This is a genomic window from Luteimonas terrae (assembly GCF_004358165.1).
Taxonomy (GTDB): Bacteria; Pseudomonadota; Gammaproteobacteria; order Xanthomonadales; family Xanthomonadaceae; genus Luteimonas; species Luteimonas terrae.
The window spans coordinates 1,771,698-1,796,233 of record NZ_SMTG01000002.1 but is presented as its reverse complement, the minus strand read 5'-3'; the positions used below and the strand labels follow the sequence as shown (position 1 = coordinate 1,796,233).

Here is a 24,536-nt window from a genome sequence, read left to right as displayed (position 1 = left end):
CGCAGATCAGGCGCGCAGCACGTCGCCCGTCATTGCGTCGCGGATCGTCGACGGACTGGTGCGCCCGCCGGTCTCGCCGGCGAGCACGCCATCCACGCGTGCGAGCAGGCGCGGGTCCAGCGCGTCGCGTGATGCGACCGCCGGCTCGCCCGACAGGTTGGCGCTGGTCGACACCAGCGCGCCGCCGAACGCCGCGCACAGCGCGACGACCTCCGCCTGCGCGCTGACGCGCACCGCGACACTGTCGTGCGCGCCGGTGATCCAGGCGGGCACATCGGCGCGCGCCGGTACGACCCAGGTATTCGGCCCGGGCCAGCTGTCGTGCATGCGTGCGCGCGCCGCGTCGGGCAGGCGCGCCCAGTCGACGATCGCGTCGAGTTGCGATGCATCGCCGGCGATCAGGATCACGCCCTTGTCGACGCTGCGCTGCTTGATGTCCAGCAGCCGCAGCACGGCCGCTTCATCGAAGGGGTCGCAGCCCAGGCCCCACACGCCTTCGGTGGGATAGGCGAGCACACCGCCGCGCGCGAGCAGCGTGGCGGCGGCGGGGGCGTCGAGCAACCCTGCGGTCATTCGATCAGAACGACGCGTCGTCCGATGCCGGCTTGTCGCCACCGGCCTTGATCACGCGCTTCTTGCCCGGCGCGACCTTGGACGGCGTGAGCAGCGACTTGGCCGGTTCGGCAACGGGCGCGGCCGTCTTCTTGGCGACCTTCTTCGTCGTCTTCTTCGCGGTCTTCTTGGCGGCTTTCTTCGCAGGCGCCTTCTTGGTCGCGGCCTTCTTCGCGGCAGGTTCCTTCTTCGCCGCGACCTTCTTGGCCGGCGCCTTCTTGCCGAAACCCTTGCGCACCGGCTTGCCAGTCTCTTCCAGCAGCTTGGTCACTTCTTCGAACGTCAGCGAAGCCGGCTCGCGATCCTTGGGGATCTTGCCGTTGAGCTTGCCGTCGCTGATGTAGGGACCGAAGCGGCCGTTGAGCACCTGGATGTCGCTGCCGTCGAACTCCTTGATGATGCGGTTGCGCGCGATCTCTTCCTTTTCCTCGATCAGGAACACCGCACGCGCGAGGTCGATCTTGTACGGATCGTCCTCCTTCTTCAGCGAGGCATAGGTGCTGCCGCGCTTGGCGAAGGGGCCGAAGCGGCCGATGCCGACGCTGACCTGTTCGTCCTTGTCCTCACCGAGGATGCGCGGCAGCAGGAACAGCTCCAGCGCGTCCTCAAGCGAGATCGTGTGCATGGACTGGCCCGGACGCAGCGAGGCGAACTTGGGCTTGTCCTCGGCATCCTCGGCAGTGCTGCCGATCGCCGCATACGGCCCGAAGCGGCCCAGACGCACGCTGACCGGCTTGCCGGTCTTGGGATCGGTGCCCAGTTCGCGCGCGCCGGTGGCTTCGGTGCGATCCACGGACTCGGTCTTGTCGTCGACGAGCTCCTTGAACGGCCCCCAGAACTTCTCCATCAGCGGAATCCAGTCCTCCTCGCCGCGGCTCACCGCGTCGAGCTCGTCTTCCAGGCGCGCGGTGAAGTCGTAATCCACGTAGCGGGTGAAGTGGCTGGACAGGAATTTCGACACCGCACGGCCGACGTCACTCGGGCGGAAGCTGCGGCCCTCCATCTCGACGTACTTGCGGAACAGCAGTGTCTGGATGATCGAGGCGTAGGTCGACGGACGGCCGATGCCGTATTCCTCGAGCGCCTTGACCAGCGCCGCTTCGGTGAAGCGCGGCGGCGGCTGGGTGAAGTGCTGCTCGGCAACGATGCGGTCCAGCGGCACGCGGTCACCGGGCTTCATCTGCGGCAGCTTGCGGCCCTCGTCCTCGTCGTCCTTGCCCTTAGTGTCCTTGCCTTCCTCGTACACGGCCAAGAAGCCTGGCACGACGACGGTGGTGCCGCTGGCGCGGAAGCTGTGCTCGCTGCCGGCCGCCAGATCCACCGACACGGTGTTAAGCGTGGCCGGGATCATCTGCGAGGCGACGGCGCGCTTCCAGATCAGCTCGTACAGGCGACGCTCGTCGTCGGTGAGGAAGCGCGCGACCTGCGCGGGCGTGCGCAGCGCGGACGTCGGACGCACGGCTTCGTGCGCTTCCTGCGCGTTCTTGGACTTGGTGGTGTAGACGTTGGGCTGGTCCGGCAGCGAGGACGTGCCGTAATCGCGCGCGATGACGTCGCGGATCTCGCCCAGCGCGTCCTGCGACAGGCTTACCGAGTCGGTACGCATGTAGGTAATCAGGCCGACCGTGCCCTCGTCGCCAATCGCCACGCCCTCGTAGAGCTTCTGCGCGACCTGCATGGTCTTGCGCGTGGTGAAGCCGAGCTTGCGCGCGCCTTCCTGCTGCAGCGTGGACGTAGTGAACGGCGCGGCGGGGCGACGCTTGCGCTCCTTGGCGCCGACGTCGGTGACGTGCAGCGCGCCTTGGGCGGCGGCCTGGATACGGCTGCGCGCGCTTTCGGCGGTGTCGCCGTCGGTGACGGTGAACTGTTCGAACTTCTGCCCGTCGAGCCTGGTCAGGCGCGCGCTGAACGGCTGCGAAGGATGGGCGAGCGCGGCCTCGATCGACCAGTATTCGCGCGCGATGAAGGCTTCGATCTCCTCCTCGCGCTCGACGATCATGCGCAGCGCCGGCGACTGCACGCGGCCGGCCGACAGCCCGCGCTGCACCTTGCGCCACAGCACCGGCGAGAGGTTGAAGCCGACGAGATAGTCGAGGGCGCGACGGGCCTGCTGGGCATCGACCAGATCCGACGCGATCGCACGCGGCTTCTGCATGGCTTCCTTGATCGCGCGCGGCGTGATCTCGGTGAACACCACGCGCTGCAGGTTCTTGTCCTCCAGCAGGCCGCGCTCTTTCAGGATCTCCGCGATGTGCCAGCTGATCGCCTCGCCTTCGCGGTCCGGGTCGGTTGCGAGAAAGATGTCGTCGACACCCTTGGCCGCCTTGGCGATGGCCTCGACGTGCTTCTCGTTCTTGTCGATCAGGTCGTAGCGCATCGCGAAGTTCTGCGCCGGGTCGACCGCGCCTTCCTTCGGAATGAGATCGCGCACGTGACCGTAGGAGGCGAGGACGTGGTAGTCCTTGCCCAGGTACTTGTTGATCGTCTTGGCCTTGGCGGGCGATTCGACGATGAGGAGGTGCTTGGCCATGTCGGCGACATCCGGGCAGGCACGCGGGGACGGCCTGCGAAAAAGGTGAAGATGACGACGCCCGGGGACAGGCCCCGGGCGTCGGTTGCTTTTATAGTGGAATCACGCGGGCAGGCAGCTGTCAAGCGCCGGCGTGCGGGGCGGTCAGGCGAAGGCAGCCAATCCGGCAGCTGCCAGGAGCAGCAGCACGCCCAGTCCCAGCAGCACGCCGAACAGCACCAGCACCACGATGGTCACCGTCCCCAGCTCGCGGCGCTGCAGCTCGGGCTGCGCCGTGAACGCCCACCTGTCGACCACCAGCGTGTCGCAGACCAGGTCGTGCAGGGCCTGCTTGCGGGCGGTGAATGCGGCCATGAAGAAGCCGATCAGCAGCGGAATCGTGCTCAGGATGGTGGCGAAATAGCGGCCGATGCTGCGGGCAAGCGAGAGTCGCTCGCCGTTCAGTCTCACCACCTTGATGCCGATCGCCATCTTGCCCGGCGTCGCCATCGAGCGGGACGCGTGGAACCAGCCGTAGTAGGCCGCGCCGAGCGCGAGCGACAGCAGATTGGACACCACTTGGATCACCAGCAGCGTCGTGCCCCCGCCGACGCCGCTCACGCCCACCAGTCCGCCGATCACGCCACCGACGATGCCGCCGACGACCATGCCGCCGACCCCGACGATCAGACCGTCGATGAGGTAGGCGGCCAGCCGCTTGCGGAAGCCCGCCAGCACCACCTCGCCGCCTTGGACGACGGCGTCGGGCATGGCCACCGGCGCGACTGGCGGTGCGTAGGGCGACGCCGCCATCCCGCCTGCCGTGCTGCCGTCGGCGACGGGGCGCCAGGCGTTGCCTGCATCGTCGTCGGGCGTCGATGCGCCGGTACGCGGTTCAACCTCGGCAAGCGTCCAGCGCGCATCGGACGTCGCGTCCGGTGCGGGTGTCGCGACGTCCGGCGGTGGCGTCGGTTGTGCGACCGTGCCGAGCTCGTGCGCGAGCGCCCGCAGCGGCAGCCAGCCGTCGAGGCCCTCGCGCCACAGCAGCGTGTCGTCGTCGATGCTGCCGGCCTGGCGCAGCTGCACCACGGTGCTGGTGGGCACCGGGCCCTGTCGGGTCTTCGGCGTGTCGGCGTAGTACCAGTCGGTCATCGGGCGGTTCCGGGTCTCGGGACTGAAGAAAGTGGCGATCAGGTGCCGGCGGCCGCCAGCAGGCCGGCGAGCACGAGGAAAACGATACCGAGCACGAGCAACGCCGCCCAGATCACCAGGATCACGATGGCGACGGTGCCGAGCTTGCGTTCCTGCCGGTCCGGAAACGCCGTGTAGGCCCACTGGTCGACCACGTAGGTGCTGGCCACCATGTCGTGCAGGCCCTGCTTGCGCTGGGTGAACAGCGCGACCAGATAGCCGATGTAGAACGTGAAGTAATTGATCAGGTGCGAGGCCCAGCGGCCCAGCGCGCGCCCGCGGCTGATGCGCCCGCCGTCGAGTCCGGTGACCTTGATGCCGACCGCCATCTTGCCCAGCGTGGCTTGGCGGGCCGACGACTCCATCGGCACGAAGTACAGACCGCTGATCAGCGGATAGCCGAGATAGATCACCGCGACCAGGCCGATGGCCCCGGCGCCGAAGTCGGCCCCACCCGTGCCGAATCCGCCGAGTGCGCCGCCGAGGCCGAAGAGCATCATCACCGCGAAGATCAGGACGTACCAGACGGCGCTGATCAGCAGGCCATCGATCAGCAGCGCCGCGGCGCGCTTGAGGAAGCCCGCGTCGACCACGTCGCCGCCATGCACCGCGGCCGCGGTGTGCGCGAGCGGGGCCGTCGGCGGCGCGTAGGGCGACGCGGCCGCCGGCGCCGGGTCATGGGCAGGCGCGACGGCAGCCTGGGCATCGACGTCGGCTGGCGGCGACCAGCCCGGCGCAGGGTCGACGAGGGCAGCGTGCGCGGGACGGGTGCCCGGGCGCAAAGCCTGGAGGTCGGCATCCGATACCGGCGGCGCACCGTCCACCAGCTCGTGCATCAGATCGCGCAGGGGCAGCCAGCCGGGCAGGCCGTCGCGCCACAGCAGGGTGGCCTCGCCGATCGATCCCTGCTGGCGGAGTTGCAGCAGGGCCGGCGTCGTGACCGGCCCCTGGCGGGTGTTGGCGGCGTCGGCGTAGTACCAGTCGGTCATCGGGCGGGTCCTGTGCGTGCGGTGGGTCGGGCCATGGGTGGATCCCTGCCCGGTGGCATCAGTCGCGGCAATCCGCGGGCAGGTGGCGTCTGGCGACACTGGCGCTGCAGGTCCAGGCGCCGTCCGCGGGGTCGAGCGTCCAGCTCAGTGCGCGGTCGTCGAGACCGCTGCGCTCGAAGCCGCGCAGCCCGATGCGGACCACGCAGGCCGTCGCCGGGTCGCCCTGCGTGGTCACGACGTATTTGACGTGCCGGTGCGCGTGCAGCGTCGACAGCGGCATCTCCAGCGCGGCGGACGGCAGCGCCGGGAGCGCGGCATCGGCCTGTATCGCGGTGACCGGGCAGGCGCCGGTCTCGGCCGCAGTCTGCTGCACGGCGACCCGCAGCGGCGCGGAGGCGGCGATCACCTCCGTCACGCCCGCGCGGTGGCGGTAGTCGTTCCTGGCCGGCACGGCGATCGCCGCGACGATGGCCGCGACCGGCACTGCCGCACAGGCCAGCGCCAGCAGCACGATCCAGATCCAGTGCAGGCGGCGGCGCGGCGGCGGCAGCGGCGCGGCAGGAATCGGCGGCGGCAACGGGGGTGGGGTGGACACGCCCAGGGACGCGGTGACCGATGCCAGCGGCGTCCAGCCGGCCATTCCGGTGCGCCAGACCGGCGTCGTCGAGAAGATGCGACCGGCCTGGTAGAGACGGACGAGGTCGTCGGCGGTCATCGGGCCGCCGCGCTCGCCGGCGGGCGTCGCGTGGTACCAGGCCTGCTCGGGCATCGCGATCCTTCGCACCGGTATGCGCGCACGACGTGCGGCTTCGGACCGGTGGTGTTTCCCCGCGTTCATCCTACCGCGGCCGCCGGCGTGACAGGACGCCGCAAACGCGACAGGCGCCCCGGAAGGCGCCTGTCGAAGGATCGGACAACGGCGGTGTCGTCAGTGCACCGGCTCGGGCTCGTCGACGAACATCTGGGTTTCCATCCAGGCGTAGGCCGCCTCGCTGCCGGGCTGGTTGAACAGCACCATCAGCACGACCCACTTGAGGTCGTCGAGGTCCAGCTCGTCCTGGTCGAGCGCCATGACGCGGTCGAGCACCAGCTCGCGCTGGTCGGCGTCGAGCACGCCGTGCTGCTCGAGGAACATCAGGAACCCGCGGCACTCCACGTCGAGACGGTCGAGTTCGGGGCCGGCGTAGACGCGGGTGGGGCCGTCGGCGCGGACCACCGGCACGCCCGGGCGCTGGTCGGCCAGCGCGTCGAGCCAGTCGAAGGCCTTGCTGACTTCTGCGGGGCTGAAACCGGCCTGGAGCAGGCCGTTCTGGAGGGAGTCGCGGTCGCGGACGAGGTCCGCATCCTCGGTGAAGTAGTGCTCGAACAGGTACAGCAGGACATCCAGGATGCTTTCTTTCATTTCCCCTCGGCCTGCGCCTTGCGGCGCGTCGTGTCAGGACTTTCGGGAATACCGACCGTGTGCGCTGGTCACACGTCCATCCAGCTCCATGGACAGCAGCATGGCCGAGGCCTTGGCGACCGTCAATCCACTACGTGAGACCAGGTCATCCATACCGGTTGGGTCGTGCCCGATAGCCTTCCACAACCGGTTGTAGTCCGGGTCCACGTCGTCGATGCCGGGTGCCGCGTCGGAATCGGCCGTGTTCAGTATCGTGTCGGCCTCTTGGATGGGGGCGTGAAGACGTCCCTGCAAGGCGTCGGCAAGCCCGGCGGCGATCGGGCCGAGGGCTGCGGTCACCTCGTCGGGCGATTCGACCAGCGTCGCGCCGTCGCGCAGCAGGCGGTGACAGCCGCGGGCCATCGGGTTGTGGATGGAGCCCGGAATCGCGAACACCTCGCGGCCGGCATCCGCCGCCAGCCGCGCGGTGATCAGCGCGCCCGAGCGCTGCGCGGCTTCGACGACCAGCGTGCCCAGGGCAAGGCCGGCGACGATGCGGTTGCGGCTGGGGAACTGCTCGCGCCGCGCCGGGGTGCCGGGCGGGTATTCGCTGACCAGGGTGCCTTCGGCGGCGATGCGCGCGTGCAGGCGCAGGTTCGAGCGCGGGTAGGCAATGTCGATGCCGCAGCCGAGCACCGCGACGGTGTCGCCGCCGGCATCGAGCGCCGCGATATGGGCGGCCGCATCGATGCCGCTGGCCAGGCCGCTGACCACCGAGAACCCGGCGCCGGCGAAGTGGCGCGCGAACGCGGCGGCCGTGTCGCGCCCGCCGGCCGTCGGCGCGCGGCTGCCCACGACGGCGATGCCCGCCCGCCACAGCCGGCAGGGATCGCCTTCGACGAACAGCGCCAGCGGTGGCGCGGTCATCCGCCGCAGCAGAACCGGGTAGTCGGGGTCGTGCCAGCCGATCAGGTGGCGCCCGGGCGCGCCGGTCAGCCACGCCCGCGACGGTGCCAGCACGGCTTCGTCCGCCATTGCCGCGCACTGCCGCGCATCCAGACCTGCGGCACGCCATGCCGGCGGACCGCCGGCCAAGGCCGCTGCCGGGCCGACCGGCGCGGACAGCAGTGCGCGCCGGGGCGCGGTGGCGCCGCCGGCGTGTACCAGACGCAGCAGGGCCTGCAGATCGGGTGCGATGTCCATGCGACCAGCCTAGGCCGCACATGAAAACGGCACCCGAAGGTGCCGTCGTCGTGTCCCGTCGGGAAAGCCCGCTGCGGCGGGCCCGCCGTCACTGCTCGGCGTCGGGGTGCTTGACCGTGTAGCCGACCTGCGTGGGTTTTTCGCCTTCCATGATCAGCGCGTAGCTCACGAAGTCGAAGGTCCGGAACACCATCGCGTGCGCGGCGTACTCGTCGGGCATGCGGTCGCGGCGCGTGCCGGCGTCGGGCGAGGAGGTGATGCGCGACGTGTTGGGATGGGCGACGCGGTCCACCACGTGCGCGCCGTTGCGCCACACCGAGAACACCGTGCCGTTGTCGACGCCGTTCTGGTGACCGGCCGAAATCGCGATGACGTCGCGCGGGCCGCCGGTGACCAGCATGTCGGCGACGGCGATCACGCGCGCGTCGGCCGACAGCGCGTCGGCGGTCGGCGGATGCGGGAAGAACTGCAGGTCGTAGGGCTGCGGATCGACGGGCACGATGCGGTCGCCGACGCGGGCCTCGAAGCCGTCGTTGTCCAGCGCGATGGTGGTCATCTCGCTCTGCGCCGTCGGGCCGTGGACGACCGTGCCCACGCCCATCTGCACCATCTCGAAACCGAGGAAGGCGTCCTGCTGGCGCGCCTTGGGCTGCGTGTGCGACCACAGGTTGCTCTCGCCCGGGATGCGCTTGCCGCGGAAATCGAGGTCACGCGAGCGGCGCGCGCCGTAGAACTCGGTCGCCGCGCGGAGCACCGCGTAGCGTTCGCCCGGACGCGCGTTTTCCAGACCCTTGATGTAGACGTTGCGGTCGGTGCTGCCGCGCAGGCGGTCGTCTTCCTTGCCGGCCACGTAGGGCAGGCTCTCGAATTCGAACACGATCCGGCGGTTCTTGAGGAACGGCTCGATGTCCGACAGCGGGATGGCGTTGATCGGCGAGGCGTCGACCGGGCGCGGGCCCGGGGTCATCGTCACGCGGTTGAGGTAGGCCAGGCTGATCACGTCGCCCGGGTAGATCAGGTGCGGGTTGGCGATCTGCGGGTTGGCCTGCCAGATTTCCGGCCACAGCCACGGCTTGTCGAGGAAGCGGCCGGCGATGCCCCACAGGGTGTCGCCGCGGACCACGACATAGGTCTCGGGATGATCGCCGCGCATCTGCTGGGCAGCCGCGAACGTGGTGACGGTCAGCAACGCGACGGCGCAGCCCGTGCGGAACGACCTTGAAAGGCGTTGAAGCGTGCCGGCCATCTACCTGCTCCCCTTGGATTTTTCCCCTTGCAGCGGCGCAATATAGCCCGAAAGTCTTGCGCGGACGCAAGTAGCGGGCTTGTTACAATTCTCCGTTCGACCCCGCGGCTGTGACCGCCTTCGCTGTTTCCCGACATGGCCCTGCTCGAGATCCTCGAATACCCCCATTCCCGCCTGCGCAAGCTGGCCGACCCCGTGCCGGCCGACCGCTTCGCCGATCCGGCGTTCCAGCGCCTGCTCGACGACATGTTCCAGACCATGTACGAGGCGCCCGGCATCGGCCTGGCCGCAACCCAGGTCGACACCCACGAGCGCTTCATGGTCATCGACGTGACCGAGGGCCGCGAGCAGCCGCTGGTGTTCGTGAATCCCGAGATCCGCGACCGCTCGGCCGATCTGCGCGTGCATACCGAGGGTTGTCTGTCGATCCCGGGCGTGTTCGCCGACGTGACCCGCGCCGACGGCATCACCGTCACCGCGCTCGACCGTCACGGCAAGCCCTTCGAGCTGTCGGTCGACGGCCTGCTGGCGACCTGCGTGCTGCACGAGATCGACCATCTCGACGGCAAGCTGTTCATCGACTACCTCTCGCCGCTCAAGCGCGACCGCGCGCTGAAGAAGCTCGAGAAGATCCGCAAGGGCCGGGACTGATCCCGGCGATGCGCGCGCCGTCCACGGGCGCGCGCACGACCCGCCGCGCATCGAAGCGCGGCTGCCGCCCAGCGGCACTGCCGGTCCGCCCGGCCACGACCAGGACATCCGCGCCATGAGAATCGTCTTCGCCGGCACGCCCGAGTTCGCCGTCCCGTCGTTGCTGGCGGCCGATGCGCGCAACGAGGTTGTTGCCGTCTACACCCAGCCCGATCGTCCCGCCGGCCGTGGCCGCGCGCTGACCGCATCGCCGGTCAAGCAGGCCGCGCTCGAACGCGGCCACGTGGTGCACCAGCCCGAAAAGCTCAAGGGCACGGACGCGCTCGACACGCTGCGCGCGCTGGAACCCGACCTGATGATCGTCGTCGCCTACGGCCTGCTGCTGCCGCAGGCAGTGCTCGACATTCCGAAGTACGGCTGCTGGAACGTGCACGCCTCGCTGCTGCCGCGCTGGCGTGGCGCCGCGCCGATCCAGCGCGCGATCCAGGCCGGCGATGCCGAAACCGGCGTCTGCCTGATGCAGATGGAAAAGGGCCTCGACACCGGCCCGGTGCTGCTGCGCCAGACCACGCCGATCGCGCCGGAGGACACCGGCGGCAGCCTGCACGACCGCCTCGCGACGCTGGGCGCGCAGGTGCTGGCCGATGGCCTGGGCCTGCTGCGCGCGGGCATGCAGCTCGGCCCCAACGTGCAGCCCGAAGCCGGCGTGACCTATGCGCACAAGCTCGACAAGGCCGAGGCGCGACTGGACTGGGCGCAGCCGGCCAGGGCGCTTGCCGACACCGTGCGTGCCTTCAATCCCTGGCCGGTGGCCGAGGCCGACGTCGCCGGCGAGCGTTTGCGCATCCACGCCGCGACCGCGTTGCCGCTCGCGCACGGGCGTACCCCGGGCAGCGTGCTGTTCGCCGGTCGCCAGGGCATCGACATCGCCTGCGCCGACGGCGCGCTGCGCCTGCAGCGCGTGCAGCGCGCCGGCGGTCGTGCGATCGACGTGGCCGACTATCTCAATGCGCGCAGCGATCTGCGCGGCGCGGGCGCCTGACGTGGACGGCGGGGCACAGGCACGCCTGGTCGCGGCGCGCGTCATCGACGCGGTGCTGCATCACGGGCGCTCGCTGAAAGGCGAACTGTCGACGGCGCTGGCCGGCATCGACGATGTGCGCGACCGCGCGCTGGTCGAGGCCATGGCCTTCGCCGCCGTGCGCCAGCAGGGCCGGTATGCCGCCGCGCTCGCGGGCTGGATGCCGCGCCCGCTCGGACAGCGCGACGCGCCACTGCGCGCGCTGCTCTACGCGGGGCTGGCACAGCTCGATCCGATGGGACTGCCGGCGCACGCCGCCCTCAACGCGACCGTCGATGCCGCGCGCCTGCTGGGCCGCGCGCACCAGGCCAACCTCGTCAATGCGCTGCTGCGCCGGGCGCAGAAGGAAGGTCTGCCGGAGGCTGACGCCGACGCGGCGTGGCCGAAGTGGCTGCTGGCCGAACTGCGCGCCGACTGGCCGCAGGCGCACGAGGCGATCGTCGCCGCGAGCGCGGCGGCCGCGCCGCAATGGCTGCGGGTCAACCGGCGTCGCGGGACGCGTGACGCGTATTACACGCGGCTCGTCGCGGCCGGGTTACAGCCCGAGATGATCGACGATCTGCCCGATGCCCTGCGTCTCGCGACGCCCGTTCCGGTGGACGCGCTGCCGGGTTTTGCGGACGGCGACGTGTCCATCCAGGACGGCGCCGCGCAGCGCGTGGCCGAGGCGCTGATGCCGGCGTCGGGTGCGCGCGTGCTCGACGCCTGCGCCGCGCCCGGTGGCAAGAGCGCGCACCTGCTCGAGCGCGATCCCGCCCTGCGGCTGCTGGCGATCGACGTCGCCGCGCCCCGCGCAGCGCGCATCGACGAAACCTTCGCGCGTCTGGGCCTCGGCGCGCAGGCGCGCGTGCGCACCGCCGATGCCCTCAAGCCCAACCAGTGGTGGGACGGTACGCCCTTCGACGCGGTGCTGCTGGATGCGCCGTGTTCGGCGACCGGCATCGTGCGCCGCCAGCCCGACGTGCTGCTGCACCGCCGGCCGAAGGATCTCGACGCGCTGGTAACGCTGCAGGCACAGCTGCTCGACGCGCTGGCCGGTGTCGTCGCACCGGGCGGCACGCTGCTGTACGCGACGTGTTCGATCCTGCATCGCGAGAACCGCGCGCAGGTCGAGGCCTTCCTCGCGCGCCACGGCGACTTCGTGCTCGAACCGCTGGACGCACGCTTCGGCCGCGACACCGGCGCCGGCCACCAGCGCCTGCCGGGCGAGGGCGGCATGGACGGCTTCTTCTACGCGCGGCTGCGTCGCGCCACGCGCTAGGATCGCGGCCATGACGACACCTGCCGCCAGCCTGGTCATCAGCACCTACAACAACACCGACTGGCTGCAGCGCTGTCTGTGGGGCTATGCGCAGCAGGACCGGATGGACTTCGAACTCGTCGTCGCCGACGACGGCTCGGGCCCGGCGACGCGCGAGATGCTCGAGGCGATCGCGTCGACGCTGCCGTATCCGCTGCGCCACGTCTGGCACGAGGATGCGGGCTTCCGGAAGTGCACGATCCTCAACCGCGGTATCGAGGACGCACGCGCCGACTACCTGATCTTCTCGGACGGCGACTGCGTGCCGCGCGCGGATTTCGTCAGCCAGCACCTGCGCCTGCGCGAGCCCGGCCGCTATCTGGGCGGCGGCTACTGCAAGCTGCCGATGGACGTGAGCCTGAAGATCGACCGCGAGGTCATCACCCGCGGCCTGCACACCGATCTGGACTGGCTCAAGGCCAATGGCCTGCCGCGCAAGAAGCGCTCGCTGAAACTGTGGGCGCGTCCGGGCTGGCGCGAGCGTCTGCTCAATGCGACCACGCCGACGAAGCCGCGCTGGGCCGGCAACAACGCCTCGGGCTGGAAGGCCGACCTCGTGCGCGTCAACGGGTTCGACGAGCGCATGACCTACGGCGGCGAGGATCTCGAACTCGGCGAGCGTCTGGCCAATGCCGGCGTGACCGGCAAGCAGATCCGCTTCTCGGCGGTGTGCATCCACCTCGACCACGCCCGCGGTTACGTCAAGCCGGAAATGAAGGCGGCGAACCAGAAGATCCGCGATGCGGTGCAGGCCGGCAAGCTGACGTGGACCGAGTACGGGCTGGTGCACGGGCCGAAGGGCTGAGGCGCGGTCTGCATCGTGCAGATGCTTCGTAGGATGGGTAGAGCGCAGCGAAACCCATCGCGCGATCGGTCATGGCAATGATGGGTTTCGCTGCGCTCTACCCATCCTACGCGTGTGACAGCACGCGCAGCCGCCGGTATTTCTCCAGCACGTAATCGGCCTGCGCCTTGTGGAAGCGCCAGCCGGCGGTACCGTCGAGGAACGCGCCACGCAGCAGATACTGCTTGAGCAGATACGCGACCGCGTGGAGCGGTCCGTCGAGCGCATGGGCGCGCTTGCCGGCCTCCTGTCGCTGCTGCGCCCACAGCGCCGCGTACTTCGACAACTTGGCGACGTGCTCGGCGTGGCTGCGCGAGGTGTCGTGTTCGAAGTCGGCGTCCATCGACCGGATCGTCTTGCCTGCGAGATCCGGCCGTTCGTGCACCTGCGAGGGCAGATAACGCCAACCGGCGCGCACCAGCCGCTCCATCGGCTCGCCGCCGCGCAAGCGGTGGCCGAGGAACCAGTTGCGGCGGGTCAGCAGCCAGCCGTCCGCGGATTCGACGCGGCCATCCGCAAAGAGGGCGCGGATCTTCGCGTCGGTCCCCGGCGACAGCCATTCGTCGGCGTCGAGCAGCAGCAGCCAGTCGTGCACGGCAAGCGTGTTGGCGAAAGTCTTCTGCGCCGCATACCCCAGCCAGTCCTGATGCACCACGCGCGCGCCGTGCGCGGTGGCGATCGCGATGGTGTCGTCGGTCGAGCCGGAATCGACGACGATCATCTCGGCGCAGAGCGCGCGCATCGAATCCAGGCAACGACCGATGCGGTCGGCCTCGTTCCGGGTAATGACGACGCCGGAGACCGGCAGCGGGGCAGGGGTAGCGGATGTCGACATGCGGCGATTGTCGCCCATCGCGCAACAGGCCGCGCCAGGGGCGTTGTTATGATGCCGGCGCCGCATGCGCGGCGTCGCCACGATCTCCATGACCGCGTCCAACCGCCCCACCGTCAGCGTGCTCGTCTCGAGCTACAACTACGCCGCCTTCGTCGTCGAGGCGATCGAGTCGGTGCTCGCGCAGACGGAACCCGCGCTGGAAATCATCATCGTCGACGACGGCTCTCGCGACGGCTCGCCGGCACTGCTGCGCCAGCACTACGGCGCGCAACCGAAGGTCACACTGATCGAGCAGGCCAATGGCGGCCAGCTGCAGGCCTGGATCACCGGCTTCGCGCAGGCGCGTGGCGATGTCGTCGCACTGCTCGACTCCGACGACCGCTGGAACGTCGATTACCTGCACCGCATCGTCGACGTCTACGCCGCGCGTCCGGAAGTCGATTTCGTCTACACCAACATGCAGCTGTTCGGCGATGTCGACAAGCCGATGTTCAAGCCCGGCCCGGACCGCGACCTCGGCCTGTCGATCCTGCTCAACGCCTACTACCACCGCTTCCAGGGCGCCGCGACGTCGGCGGTGAGCCTGCGCAGCGCGCTGATGCGGCGCCTGCTGACGCTGCCGCCCGAGCGCGCCGCCGACTGGCTCTCGCGCCCGGACGATTGCATCGTCTACGGCGCCGACATTCTCGGTGCGCACAAGGTCTATCTGGCCGACACGCTCGTGGGCCACCGCGAGCACGGCAGCAATGCGCTCAAGTCCTTCGGCCCGTCTCCGTTGCGCGTCTACCGCCACGTCGTCGGCAGCGAGCGCATGCTCGAGTTCTATCGCCAGCAGGCCGGCATCACCCCGCGCTGGCTGCGCATGGCCAAGGCCGAGTTCCGCACCAAGCCGGCGCCGACGTTCTGGGAACTGCGGGCCTACAGCTGGTTGCTGTTCCAGGCGCCGATGCCGCTGACCAAGCGCATCGAGCAATGGGTCGGCATGGTGTCGCACTACTTCAAATCGCGCTGAGCGACCCGACGCCTCACCAGCGCAGCGGACGCCGCGCGATCTCGCCGGCCAGCGTGGCGTGCACGCGCTCGGCCTCCGCGAGCGGCAGGAAACGCAGCCGCAGCGGTGTGGACAACGGATTCGCGCCCGCGGTGTCGAACCAGACCGAGGCCATGCCGAAGCGGCGATCCAGCGGCGACTGGCGCAGCTCGACCGCCTGCAGCTTGCCGATCTCGGCGAAGCGCCACGTCCGCTTCCACCAGCCCTCGCGCACGGCGACGAACGCCGCGTCGACCGCATAGCCCGCGCGGGCGGCGTGTCGGCGTGCGACGAACATCGACCACGGCAGCCACAGCAGGCCCAGCGCGCCCCAGCCCCGTAAGAACCACGCCAGCGCGACGCACAGGCCCACGGTCACGAACACGTCGCCGAGCATCAGCCGCAGCCATGCCCGCGGATGCAGCGGCTGCCAGCGCGCCGGCGGCCACGAACGCAGCAGGGCGATGTCATGGACGATGGCATCGCAGGTCGCGGGCGGGGCGATCGGCGCCAGCGCGTCCAGCCCGCGCTGTGCGTTCCCATTGCCCTGGCCGTCATTGCCGCGCGCGCTCGCGGTATCGATCTCCAGCGTGCGCCGGGCGAACAGCCGATGCAGCACGCCCTCGCGCATCGTCCAGGCCTGGATGCGTCGACGCGGCACGCTGCTGCGCGAGCGGCTGAGCAGGCCGCGTTCGACGGTCAGGCGCCGGCCCTGCCGCTGCAGGCGGAAGCCGTGATAGCGCAGCAGCGCCAGCAATACCGAGAACGCGCGGATCAGCAGCAGCGCGAACGCGAGCACCCCCGCAATCGCCACGCCCTTGGCAAGCCAGGTCGTCGCGAAGCCGCTGGCATAGCCGAAGGCTTCGCGTCCGTAGTCGACCAGCCAGCGGCCCATCGTGCGTTCCGGCAGCGCCTGGAACGAGAGGGCGAGGGCACCGGCGACGACGACCATGCCGCGGTTGGAGATCAGGCCCAGCTTGACGATCTCCCAGCTCGACAGCGCCAGCAGCGTGATGCCAGCCGGTTCGGTCACGGGCGCCGTCGCGCCGTCCATCGTCGGCGCAGCATCCTGGCCCTGTCCGCGATCGCGGATCAGCTGCTCCAGCGCCAGCGCTTCGGGCATGCGCAGCACGCGCATCTGCGCCTCGGGCTTGGTGCCGCCGGCCGATTCCAGACGCACCTCTGCCACGCCCATCAGCTGGTGCAACAGGTTCTGGTGGATCGCGACGTTGTGGATGCGCGAGTACGGAATCTGCCGCACGCTGCGCTCGAGCAGGCCGCTGCGCACGATCAGCCGGTCGTCGTCGATGCGGTAGCGGAAGGTCAGGTACTGCCAGACCGACACCACGACCAGCGCGCCCACGCCGATCAGCGGCAGCCACCACGGATACCCGTCGTCGCGACGACCGCCGGCGAACAGCAGCACCAGCAGGGGCACGATGAACTGCCGGAGGTTCTGCAGCAGCACGAACAGCCACGAGCCCGGATGCAGGCGCCGCTCGTGGTCCCCGGGCAGCAGCGCCTCGGGCGCGGCCGGCTCAGGCGTCGTCATGGTCGTCGTCGCGGGCGGCGCGCGCGGCCAGGGTGTCGCGCAGACGTTCGGCTTCCTCGAAGTCCAGACCCGACAGCGCCAGCGCGCTATTGCGCGTGCCGGCGGTATGCACGATCAGCGTGGCCAGTCCGAATGCGCGCTCCAGCGGGCCGCGCCGCACGTCGAGATGCTGCACGCGGTTGCCCGGCACGCGAACATCGCTGCGCCACAGGTGGCCGCGCCGCACGCCGAAGCCGTCGTCGTCGATGCGCCAGCGCGTGCGCAGCCAGCGCCGGCGGGCGATGAAGACCGCCCAGGCGGGAATCAACAGCAGCAGCGCGCCGGCGATCGCGAACGACAGCGATTGCCGGTCGGCCGCGATCAGGCCCACGCCGAGCGCGATGGCCAGCGGGACCAGCGTGCCGACCAGCGCGGAGATCGTCGCCAGCGTGCGCGCGCGGACCGGCAGGGGCTGCCAGACATCGGTTTCGACCTGCGGCGCAGGCGGCGCCGGCTCGGGCAACGGGGGCGGTGTCGCGTCGAAGTCGCTGCCGGTCATCGGCGTCGTTCCAGGTCGAGATAGGGGTTGTCGTCGCCCGAACCGGACGGGCGGGCCTTGTAGCGCTTGTAGGTCCACTGGTACTGCGCGGGATCGCGACGGGCGATGTGTTCGACGCCGGCGTTGAGCGCGGTGGTGGCGCGCACGAGATCGGCATCGGCGATCGCCGGATGTGCAGGTTCGATGCGCAGCGAGAAGTCGGGGCCATCGCCGATGCGCTCGCAGTAGGCGAACAGCACCGTCGCGCCGGTGCGCTCGGCGAGGCGAGAGGTCAGTGTCATCGTCAACGCCGGCATGCCGAAGAACGGTGCGAATTCGCCGTCGCCGGCCTTGGGCTGCTGGTCGGGCAGGATGCCGACCACGCCGCCATCCTTGAGCGTCTTCCAGAGCTGGCGCACGGCCGGCCCCTCGGCCCGCACCTGGCGCACGCGATCTGGCACGCCGGCGCGGACCAGGCGCAGGAAGGCCTCGCCGACCTTCGAGTCGGGCGCGCGATAGAGGATCGAGATCGGCGTGCGCGCAGCCAGCCACTGATTGAGCAGTTCCCAGTTGCCGTAATGCGGCGCGCAGACGATCAGGCCGCGACCGTCGGCCAGCGCCGCGTCGAACAGGCCGACGCCGTGCTGCTCGCGCAGCAGGCGCAGGTTCTGGGCGTGCGGACGCGTCCACAGGCGCAGCGTTTCGAGCGTCTGCAGCGCCGTCGTGCGCAGAATGGCCTTCTGCAGCGCATCGCGTTCGTCTGCGGTCAGCTCGGGATAGGCCAGTTCGAGATTGCGCAGCGCGACGCGGCTCTCGCGACTGCCGGTCGCACGACCGAGCATCGCGACGGCACTGGCGATCCCGCGCTGCACGAACGCGGGCAGCGCGCCGACGAGGGTGGCAAGCAGATAGAGAAGGCGGGCGATGAAGTCCTGCATGGCGGAAGTCTATCGGGTGGGGCGGGAGTTCGGAGATGCCCTGCGTCGGGGCGCTGGGCGTGCAAACAGTCGCCAGGGTTCCGATCTGGCTGTTGCTGTTGCTGCTGCTGTTGCTGTTGCTCGGCTCTTGACCTTTCGAGCCGTAAAGCGAGCCGAGCATCGCAGGATGACGGGGTCGAAGAGCAGCCCATGTCTGAGCGTAGCGAGTTTGGGCTGCGTGCCCCGTCTTCCGAGAAGCGCAGGGGACCGATGCGGCTGTATCGCATCGGATCGCGTCCGGCGAAGGCGGTTTTGCTTCCTTTTGACAAGACAAAAGGAAGCCGCGCGCGGCGCGTGCGGAAGCCTTGGGCTTGATCTTGATTTTTGTTGTTGTCGGCAACGGCAACGGCAAAGCGAACAACTGAAGCAAGTGCAGGGCTTTCGCCCGCTGCGCGTGCGAGTTTCTTTTGGCGGGACCCAAAAGAAACCAAAAGGTCCCTTCGCCGGACGCGATCCGCCGCATGAAGCCGCGGCGGTTCCCTCCGCGCTTCGCCTGACGCGGCACGCAGCCCAAACTCGCTACGCTCAGACATGGGCTGCTCTACGGCCGCGCCAGGCTGCAGTGCTCGGCTCGCTTTACGGCTCGCAGATCAAAGGCTGAAAGCCAAAGCCAAAGCCAAAGCCAAAGCCAAAGCCAAAGCCGAAGCCAAAGCCAAAGCCGAAGCCAGAGCAAGAGCTGGAGCCGGAGCTTGAAGGAAGATCAAGATGGATCCCGCGTGACCCGACATGCGGCTGTTGAAAGCCGCGAGGATGACAGCAAGGCAACACGACGCGTGAAGCTCAGCCGTCAACGGAACTGCAACCCCAAAACGCAGAACGCCGCCCGAAGGCGGCGATCCGGAGGTCACACCCGAAGGCTCAGTCGCGATCGTTGTCGATCGCCGTGCGCTCCGTCGCGAACGGGTTGAGGCGACGGATGCGCCACGGCTCGTTCGGCCAGTTCTCGGTCAGCGCCGGGTGGTCGGGCTCGTTCTGCTGCAGCACGCGACGGGCGTCGGCGGCGAGGGTTTCGTTGCCGAGGCGGGCGTAGCTGACCGCGAGCAGGGCGACGGCGTCGTTCTGGTACTCGCTCTGCGGATAGGTTTCCAGCAGGTAGGTCGCGCGCTGGGCGGCGGCGACGTAGGCCTCGCGGCGCAGGTAGTACAGGCCGCTCTCGATCTCGTGGCGGGCGAAGGTGTTGCGCAGCGCGACCATGCGCTGGCGCGCGTCGGCGGCGTAGCGGCTGTTCGGGTAGCGGTCGGCGACGGTGTTGAAGTCCGAGTAGGCCTGGTTCGGCGAGGCCAGGTCGCGACGGCTGCTGTCCAGGCTCCACACGCGCTGCAGAAACACCGTGTCACGGCTGGAGTTCACCAGGCCACGCAGGTAGTACATGTAGGGGATGTTGCGGTGCGTGGGATAGGTGCGGATGAAGCGGTCGATGCCCGAAATCGCCTCCTCGTTGTTGCCCATCTTGTAGTTCGCGTACGCGGTCTCGACCAGCGCCTGCTCGGTGTAGGGGCCGTAGGGGTACTGGGCGACGAGGCGGCGGAAGGTCACCGCGCCGTTGTTCCAGTTGCCCTTGCGCATCGAGTCGTGGCCCTTCTGGTAGAGCTCGGCGACGGGCACGCCCTCGTTCTCGTCGTCCTTGGTGTTGCGCGAACAGCCGGTGGCGACCAGCGCGGCCAGCAGCAGGAGCACCGAGGCGCGGGCCAGGGCGCGGAACGGCGAGGCGGAACGTGGGGTCATGGGTGCATTGGGCGTCTGGGCACGAACGTCGGATAATAACAGTCCGGGCCACGTGCCCGTCTCCCACGCCTGAACCCGAGCCTTCCGATGTCCGAAACCCCCGACGACCTCCTCGACCAGCGCACCGCCACGGTGCCCGATGCCTCGGCGGGACGGCGTTTCGACGCGGTGCTGGCCGAGCTGTTCCCGCAGTTCTCGCGCTCCAAGCTCACCACCTGGATCAAGTCCGGCGAGGTGCTGCTCGACGGCGAAGTGCCGCGGCCGCGCGATCCGGTGGTCGGCGGCGAGACCGTCAGCCTGAACGTGGTGCTCGACACCCAAACCCAGGCCGAGCCGCAGGACATCCCGCTGTCGGTGCTGTTCGAGGACGACCAGGTGATCGTGGTCGACAAGCCGGCAGGCCTGGTCGTGCACCCCGGCGCCGGCAATCCCGATGGCACCCTGGTCAACGCCCTGCTGTTCCGCGATGCCTCGCTGGCGACGCTGCCGCGCGCGGGCATCGTGCACCGGCTCGACAAGGACACCTCCGGCGTCATGGTCGTCGCGCGCACGCTCGAAGCGCACAACGCGCTGGTCGAACAGCTCTCCGCGCGCGACGTGCATCGCCAGTACGTCGCGGTGGTCGTCGGCGCGCTGGTGTCGGGCGGCACGGTCGATGCGCCGATCGACCGCCATCCGCGCGATCGCATCCGCATGGCCGTCCGCGAGGACGGCCGTGACGCGGTGACCCATTACCGGCTCAAGGAGCGGTTCCGCGCGCACACCGCGCTCGAATGCCGGCTCGAAACCGGCCGCACGCACCAGATCCGCGTGCACATGGCGCATCTGCGGCACGCGATCCTGGGCGATCCGCTGTACGGCGGATCGCTGAAGCTGCCCAAGGGCGCGTCGGACGAGATGATCGCCGCGCTGCGCGGCTTCCGTCGTCAGGCGCTGCACGCCGAGACGCTGGAGTTCAAACACCCGGTCAACGGCGAGGCGGTGCGCTGCACCGCGCCTCTGCCCGAGGACATGCAGCAGCTGATGAAGACGCTGCGGGCCGACGCGCTGGCGCATCCGGAGCTGGGGCGCCGATGAGCGCGCTGCTGCACGCCGACTGGCCCGCGCCACGCGGCGTGCATGCACTGACGACGCTGCGCCACGGCGCCGGCGCGTCGCAGGCGCCGTTCGACAGCTTCAATCTCGGCAATCACCGCAGCGCCACCGGCGACGATCCGGAGGCGGTCGCGCGCAACCGCGCGTCGCTGGTCGACGTGGCGGGACTGCCGTCACCGCCGCACTGGTTGCAGCAGGTCCACGGCGTGGACGTCGTGCGCTTCGCCGCGCCGGCAGGCGAGGGGCAGCAGGCGCTGGTCGAGGCGGATGCGGCGGTGACGTCGGAGGCGGGTGTGGTCCTCGCGATCCTCACCGCGGACTGCCTGCCGGTGGTGTTCGCCAGCGACGATGGCCGCGAAATCGGCGCCGCGCATGCGGGCTGGCGCGGACTGGCGGCGGGGGTCCTCGAAGCGACGGTGGCGAAGATGCTCGCCGCGCCGTCTGCGGTGCGCGTCTGGCTGGGGCCGGCCGCGGGACCGGCGTCCTACGAGATCGGGGCGGAGGTCCGCGACCCCTTCGTCACTGCCGATCCCGGCGCGGAAGCGGCGTTCGTGGCGACGCGGGCGGGGCATTGGCGCGTCGATCTGTACGCACTGGCGCGGCGCCGGCTCGAAGCGGTCGGTATCCGCCGCGATGCGATCCATGGCGGCGATCGCGACACGATCGGCGAGCCGGATGCGTTCTTCTCGCATCGCCGCGACCAGCGCACGGGACGGATCGCGACGCTGGTGTGGATGACTTGAGCCCTCCCCCGCAAGGCGGGGAAGGGGTGGGTGGGGGCGAACTCTCAGGCTTGCGCTGACAACGACTCGAGCCAGGCCCACGCTCGGGATCGGTTTCATGAGTCCGGAGGGTTTGCCCCCATCCCGGCCTTCCCCCGCGCGCGGGGGAAGGGGCGAATCATGCTTCTCGCATCGCCGTGACCAGCGCACGGGACCGATCGCGCGCTGGTGTGGATGGCTGGAGACTGAGCCCTCCCCTGCGAAGCGGGGGAGGGTTGGGTGGGGGCGAACTTTCAGGCTTGCGCTGACAACGATTTCAGCCAAGCGCCCGCTTGAAGTCGATCGTCCTTCGATCTGAGGACTTGCCCCCATCCCAACCTTCCCCCGCATGCGGGGGAAGGGGCGAGTCATGCGGGCTGCAACTCTGCGGCCAGACTCAGAACGCGTACCGCACCCGCCCGTAGTAGTAGGCGCCGCTGCTGCCGATGCCCGACAGCACGTCGTAGGGCAGGTTGCCGAAGTAGAAGATGTCCTCGTTCGACAGGTCGGCGTATTCGTCGGTCAGGTTCAGGCCACCGATCGCCAGCGTCCACTTCTCGCCGAGGCGCACTTCGGCTTCCGCTTCGAGCTGCCATTTGGCGCCGTAGACCTGCTCGGGCTCGAAGCCGCCGCCGAAGTTGAAGACGCGTCTGGTGCTGCCGTGGCGGGTCACGCGGGCGAGCAGATTCCAGCGGTCGTCGTTCCAGCTGGCGGTGAAGGCCGAACGCGTGCGCGGCGCGGCATCGGTCAGGGTGTTGCGTTCCTCGACGCCGAACAGCACCGCATCCGGCACGACCGCCGATAGCGCGGCCGGCGTGGCGACGACGCGCTTGATCTCGGTCTCGGCATAGCTCCAGGTGCCGGTCAGCAGCAACTGTCCGCCGGCCAGCGGATGACGCCAGTTGGCGACCGCTTCGGCGCCACGCGTCTGCGTGTCGGCGGCATTGGTGAAGAAGCTCACGCTCTCCACGCCCGGCACGCCGAAGGTGCTGTCGATGTAGGCGGTCAGTGCATCGCTGGTGATCGCTTCCGACAGCGCGACGCGGTCGTCGATGTCGATCTGGAACAGGTCCAGCGAGAAGTCGAAGGTCTCGCCGACGCGACTGGTGAAACCGAGGCTCGCGTTGAGTGCCTGCTCGGGCGAGAGGTCGGTCGCGCCGAGTGCGCGCGCGATCGGGTTGTTGACCGACAGCAGGCGGCTCTGGATCAGCTGGCCGGCCGAGTTGTAGCCGGTGCCAGTGGACTCGAAGCCGCTCTGGCCGAGCGACGGCGCGCGGAAATTCTTCGACAGCGCACCGCGCAGCGCGAACGCCGGCACGAACTCGTAGCGCGCGGCGAGCTTGCCGGTCACTTCGCCACCGAAATCGCTGTAATGCTCGTAGCGCACGGCGGCGTCGGTGCTGAAATTCTCGCCGAAACTGCTCGACAGGCTGGCGTAGACGCTGGCGACGTTGCGATCGAGATCCGCCTCGTCCTGCGGCGTCAGGCCACCGCCGGCCTGCGAGCCGGTCGGACGATCCGTGAACGGGCCGGCCGCGTAGCTGGCCGGGTCGCCGGCGCCGGTTTCGTAATGCTCCACGCGGTATTCGACGCCGGTGGCGAAGGTGTGCAGGTTGTCGCCCTGCGAGAACAGGCGGCTGATGTCGACGTTCGCCAGCGTCTGGTCGAAGCGGTAGTCGCCGGTCTTGAAGCGCGTGGGGCTTGAGGGCCCAAGCGATGCATTGAGCGAGTTGCGCAGGCGGTAGGTGTATTCGTTGCGGCCATGGTTGAGGCTGGCGTCAATGTCCCATTCGCCCACGTGGCCGCGCACGCCGGCCACGCCGGCGACGTCGAGGTTCTCGCCGATCGAGACCGGGCGGTAGCCGTTCGGATACACCTCCGGCCAGTTCGCTTCGCCATCGGGGTAACGGAAGTAGTTCGCGCCTTCGGTGTCGCGCTGGTTGTAGGTGCCGAACGCATAGAACACCGCCGATTCGCCCAGCGGAATCTCGCTGTTGAACCAGCCGTTGATGTCCTTGGCCGCGCCATTGCCGTGCTGGTAGTTGCGCTGGCCCTGCACGGCGAGGTTGGCCGGCGTCTGGTCCCACGGCGGAATCCGGTCGAAGCCGGCGCGGTTGGTCGGCGAGAGTTCCTTGTATTCCAGACCCACGCGCAGGAAGCCATCGTCGCCGAGCGAGGTGCCGACCTTCGCTGCAAGCGACGCGCTCTGGCCGTCGGTCAGCGTGCGGTCGATGGGCTCGAGCTTCGTGTGGTGCGCGCCGTAGCGCGCTTCGATCGCGCCGCCGTCGCCGGCATCGTCGAGGATGATGTTGATCACGCCGGCCACCGCATCCGCGCCGTACTGCGCGCCCGCGCCGTCGCGCAGCACTTCGATGCGCTTGATCGCGCTGAGCGGAATCGCGTTGAAATCGACCGGCGTGTTGCCGCGGCCGACCTTGGAACCCGTGGTCACCAGCGCCGAGACATGGCGGCGCTTGCCGTTGACCAGCACCAGCACCTGGTCGGGCGAGAGGCCACGCAGCTGCGCGGCGCGGATGTGGTCGGCGCCGCCCGAGTTCGACTGGCGCGGCATGTTGAACGAGGGCAACAGCGCCTGCAGCGCGCTGCCGAGTTCGCCGTTGACCGCACCGGCGCGGCGCAGGTCTTCGGGCGAGAGCACGTCGATCGGCGAAGTCGATTCGAGCACCGCGCGGTCGGTGGCCCGGGTGCCGGTGACGATCACCGCATCGAGGCGCGTGGCGCCGTCGGCCTCCTGCGCGTGTGCGACCACCGGCAGTGCCAGACCGCAGGCGACGGCCAGCGCCAGGGGTGTAGACACAAGGCGGGCGTTCGGCATGGGCATGGCGGTTCCTGATGGAGGCGGGGGGGAGAGGGGCGGTGCCGGGCGCCGACCTTGGGGAGGGGCGACGTGGCGCCCGGCACCGCGGCCACGCTGGGCGCGGCCGGCCTGCCATTGGGCACCTTCCATATTCATACGTCCATCGCGATCAAGCGATACAGTGTTGCGGCATTGCAACAATTCGCGGGCCGCCACGCC

General features: G+C 69.6%; 21 protein-coding genes. 7 read left to right on the top strand and 14 right to left on the bottom strand.

Going from position 1 to position 24,536, the window contains the following annotated elements:
- Nucleotides 1–6: 6 nt before the first annotated feature.
- The 8 genes from tsaC to E2F49_RS08160 form a co-directional block, all read right to left on the bottom strand.
- Nucleotides 7–561, bottom strand: coding sequence for an L-threonylcarbamoyladenylate synthase type 1 TsaC (gene tsaC, locus E2F49_RS08195; protein WP_243713513.1), 555 nt, complete (start codon nt 559–561; stop codon nt 7–9).
- 16 nt (nt 562–577) lie between these two features.
- Nucleotides 578–3,142, bottom strand: a complete 2,565-nt coding sequence (locus tag E2F49_RS08190) for a DNA topoisomerase I (RefSeq protein WP_133393340.1) — start codon at nt 3,140–3,142, stop codon at nt 578–580.
- 144 nt (nt 3,143–3,286) lie between these two features.
- A complete protein-coding gene (locus E2F49_RS08185) occupies nt 3,287–4,273 on the bottom strand; it encodes an RDD family protein (RefSeq protein ID WP_133393339.1) in 987 nt (328 codons plus the stop codon).
- Nucleotides 4,274–4,311: 38 nt separating this feature from the next.
- Nucleotides 4,312–5,301, bottom strand: a complete 990-nt coding sequence (locus E2F49_RS08180; RefSeq protein WP_133393338.1) for an RDD family protein — start codon at nt 5,299–5,301, stop codon at nt 4,312–4,314.
- Nucleotides 5,302–5,359: 58 nt separating this feature from the next.
- Nucleotides 5,360–6,070 (bottom strand): GYF domain-containing protein, encoded by a 711-nt coding sequence (locus E2F49_RS08175; protein ID WP_165971149.1) that lies wholly within the window; start codon nt 6,068–6,070, stop codon nt 5,360–5,362.
- A gap of 159 nt (nt 6,071–6,229) precedes the next feature.
- Nucleotides 6,230–6,703, bottom strand: coding sequence for a DUF494 family protein (locus tag E2F49_RS08170; RefSeq protein WP_055249642.1), 474 nt, complete (start codon nt 6,701–6,703; stop codon nt 6,230–6,232).
- 33 nt (nt 6,704–6,736) lie between these two features.
- Entirely contained in the window at nt 6,737–7,885 is a 1,149-nt protein-coding gene (dprA, locus tag E2F49_RS08165; protein WP_133393336.1) for a DNA-processing protein DprA, read from the bottom strand.
- An 88-nt stretch (nt 7,886–7,973) separates the two neighbouring features.
- A complete protein-coding gene (locus E2F49_RS08160; protein ID WP_133393335.1) occupies nt 7,974–9,131 on the bottom strand; it encodes a LysM peptidoglycan-binding domain-containing protein in 1,158 nt (385 codons plus the stop codon).
- A 135-nt stretch (nt 9,132–9,266) separates the two neighbouring features.
- On the opposite strand from E2F49_RS08160, the gene def reads away from it, so the two are divergent.
- The 4 genes from def (at nt 9,267) to E2F49_RS08140 (ending at nt 12,968) form a co-directional block, all read left to right on the top strand.
- Entirely contained in the window at nt 9,267–9,782 is a 516-nt protein-coding gene (gene def, locus E2F49_RS08155; RefSeq protein WP_055249639.1) for a peptide deformylase, read from the top strand.
- Nucleotides 9,783–9,897: 115 nt separating this feature from the next.
- Nucleotides 9,898–10,824: a methionyl-tRNA formyltransferase gene (gene fmt / locus E2F49_RS08150; protein WP_133393334.1), complete on the top strand. Its 927-nt coding sequence runs from the start codon at nt 9,898–9,900 to the stop codon at nt 10,822–10,824.
- Nucleotides 10,790–12,124, top strand: coding sequence for a 16S rRNA (cytosine(967)-C(5))-methyltransferase RsmB (gene rsmB, locus E2F49_RS08145; RefSeq protein ID WP_133393333.1), 1,335 nt, complete (start codon nt 10,790–10,792; stop codon nt 12,122–12,124). Before fmt ends, rsmB begins: the two co-directional genes overlap by 35 nt.
- Before the next feature lie 10 nt (nt 12,125–12,134).
- Complete coding sequence (locus E2F49_RS08140) at nt 12,135–12,968, top strand: glycosyltransferase family 2 protein (RefSeq protein ID WP_133393332.1); 834 nt, start codon at nt 12,135–12,137, stop codon at nt 12,966–12,968.
- 106 nt (nt 12,969–13,074) lie between these two features.
- On the opposite strand, the gene E2F49_RS08135 is transcribed toward E2F49_RS08140, so the two are convergent.
- Nucleotides 13,075–13,842, bottom strand: coding sequence for a glycosyltransferase family 2 protein (locus E2F49_RS08135; protein WP_165971148.1), 768 nt, complete (start codon nt 13,840–13,842; stop codon nt 13,075–13,077).
- 64 nt (nt 13,843–13,906) lie between these two features.
- On the opposite strand from E2F49_RS08135, the gene E2F49_RS08130 reads away from it, so the two are divergent.
- Nucleotides 13,907–14,854, top strand: coding sequence for a glycosyltransferase family 2 protein (locus E2F49_RS08130; protein ID WP_133393330.1), 948 nt, complete (start codon nt 13,907–13,909; stop codon nt 14,852–14,854).
- Nucleotides 14,855–14,867: 13 nt separating this feature from the next.
- Here the strand turns inward: E2F49_RS08130 and E2F49_RS08125 are convergent, their stop codons facing one another.
- The 4 genes from E2F49_RS08125 to E2F49_RS08100 form a co-directional block, all read right to left on the bottom strand.
- Nucleotides 14,868–16,424, bottom strand: a complete 1,557-nt coding sequence (locus E2F49_RS08125) for a PH domain-containing protein (RefSeq protein WP_133393329.1) — start codon at nt 16,422–16,424, stop codon at nt 14,868–14,870.
- On the bottom strand, nt 16,411–16,962 hold the full coding sequence (locus E2F49_RS08120) for a PH domain-containing protein (protein WP_133393328.1): 552 nt from the start codon (nt 16,960–16,962) through the stop codon (nt 16,411–16,413). Before E2F49_RS08120 ends, E2F49_RS08125 begins: the two co-directional genes overlap by 14 nt.
- Complete coding sequence (locus tag E2F49_RS08115) at nt 16,959–17,879, bottom strand: lauroyl acyltransferase (protein WP_133393327.1); 921 nt, start codon at nt 17,877–17,879, stop codon at nt 16,959–16,961. Before E2F49_RS08115 ends, E2F49_RS08120 begins: the two co-directional genes overlap by 4 nt.
- An 897-nt stretch (nt 17,880–18,776) precedes the next feature.
- Nucleotides 18,777–19,643: an outer membrane protein assembly factor BamD gene (locus E2F49_RS08100; protein ID WP_055249630.1), complete on the bottom strand. Its 867-nt coding sequence runs from the start codon at nt 19,641–19,643 to the stop codon at nt 18,777–18,779.
- 87 nt (nt 19,644–19,730) lie between these two features.
- Here E2F49_RS08100 and rluD point away from each other — a divergent pair, with 87 nt between their 5' ends.
- Nucleotides 19,731–20,720 (top strand): 23S rRNA pseudouridine(1911/1915/1917) synthase RluD, encoded by a 990-nt coding sequence (gene rluD / locus E2F49_RS08095; protein WP_133393325.1) that lies wholly within the window; start codon nt 19,731–19,733, stop codon nt 20,718–20,720.
- Nucleotides 20,717–21,481, top strand: coding sequence for a peptidoglycan editing factor PgeF (pgeF, locus tag E2F49_RS08090; RefSeq protein WP_133393324.1), 765 nt, complete (start codon nt 20,717–20,719; stop codon nt 21,479–21,481). The genes rluD and pgeF overlap by 4 nt, the downstream gene beginning before the upstream one ends.
- A gap of 415 nt (nt 21,482–21,896) precedes the next feature.
- On the opposite strand, the gene E2F49_RS08085 is transcribed toward pgeF, so the two are convergent.
- Nucleotides 21,897–24,341, bottom strand: coding sequence for a TonB-dependent receptor plug domain-containing protein (locus tag E2F49_RS08085; RefSeq protein ID WP_133393323.1), 2,445 nt, complete (start codon nt 24,339–24,341; stop codon nt 21,897–21,899).
- Between the last annotated feature and the right edge of the window lie 195 nt (nt 24,342–24,536).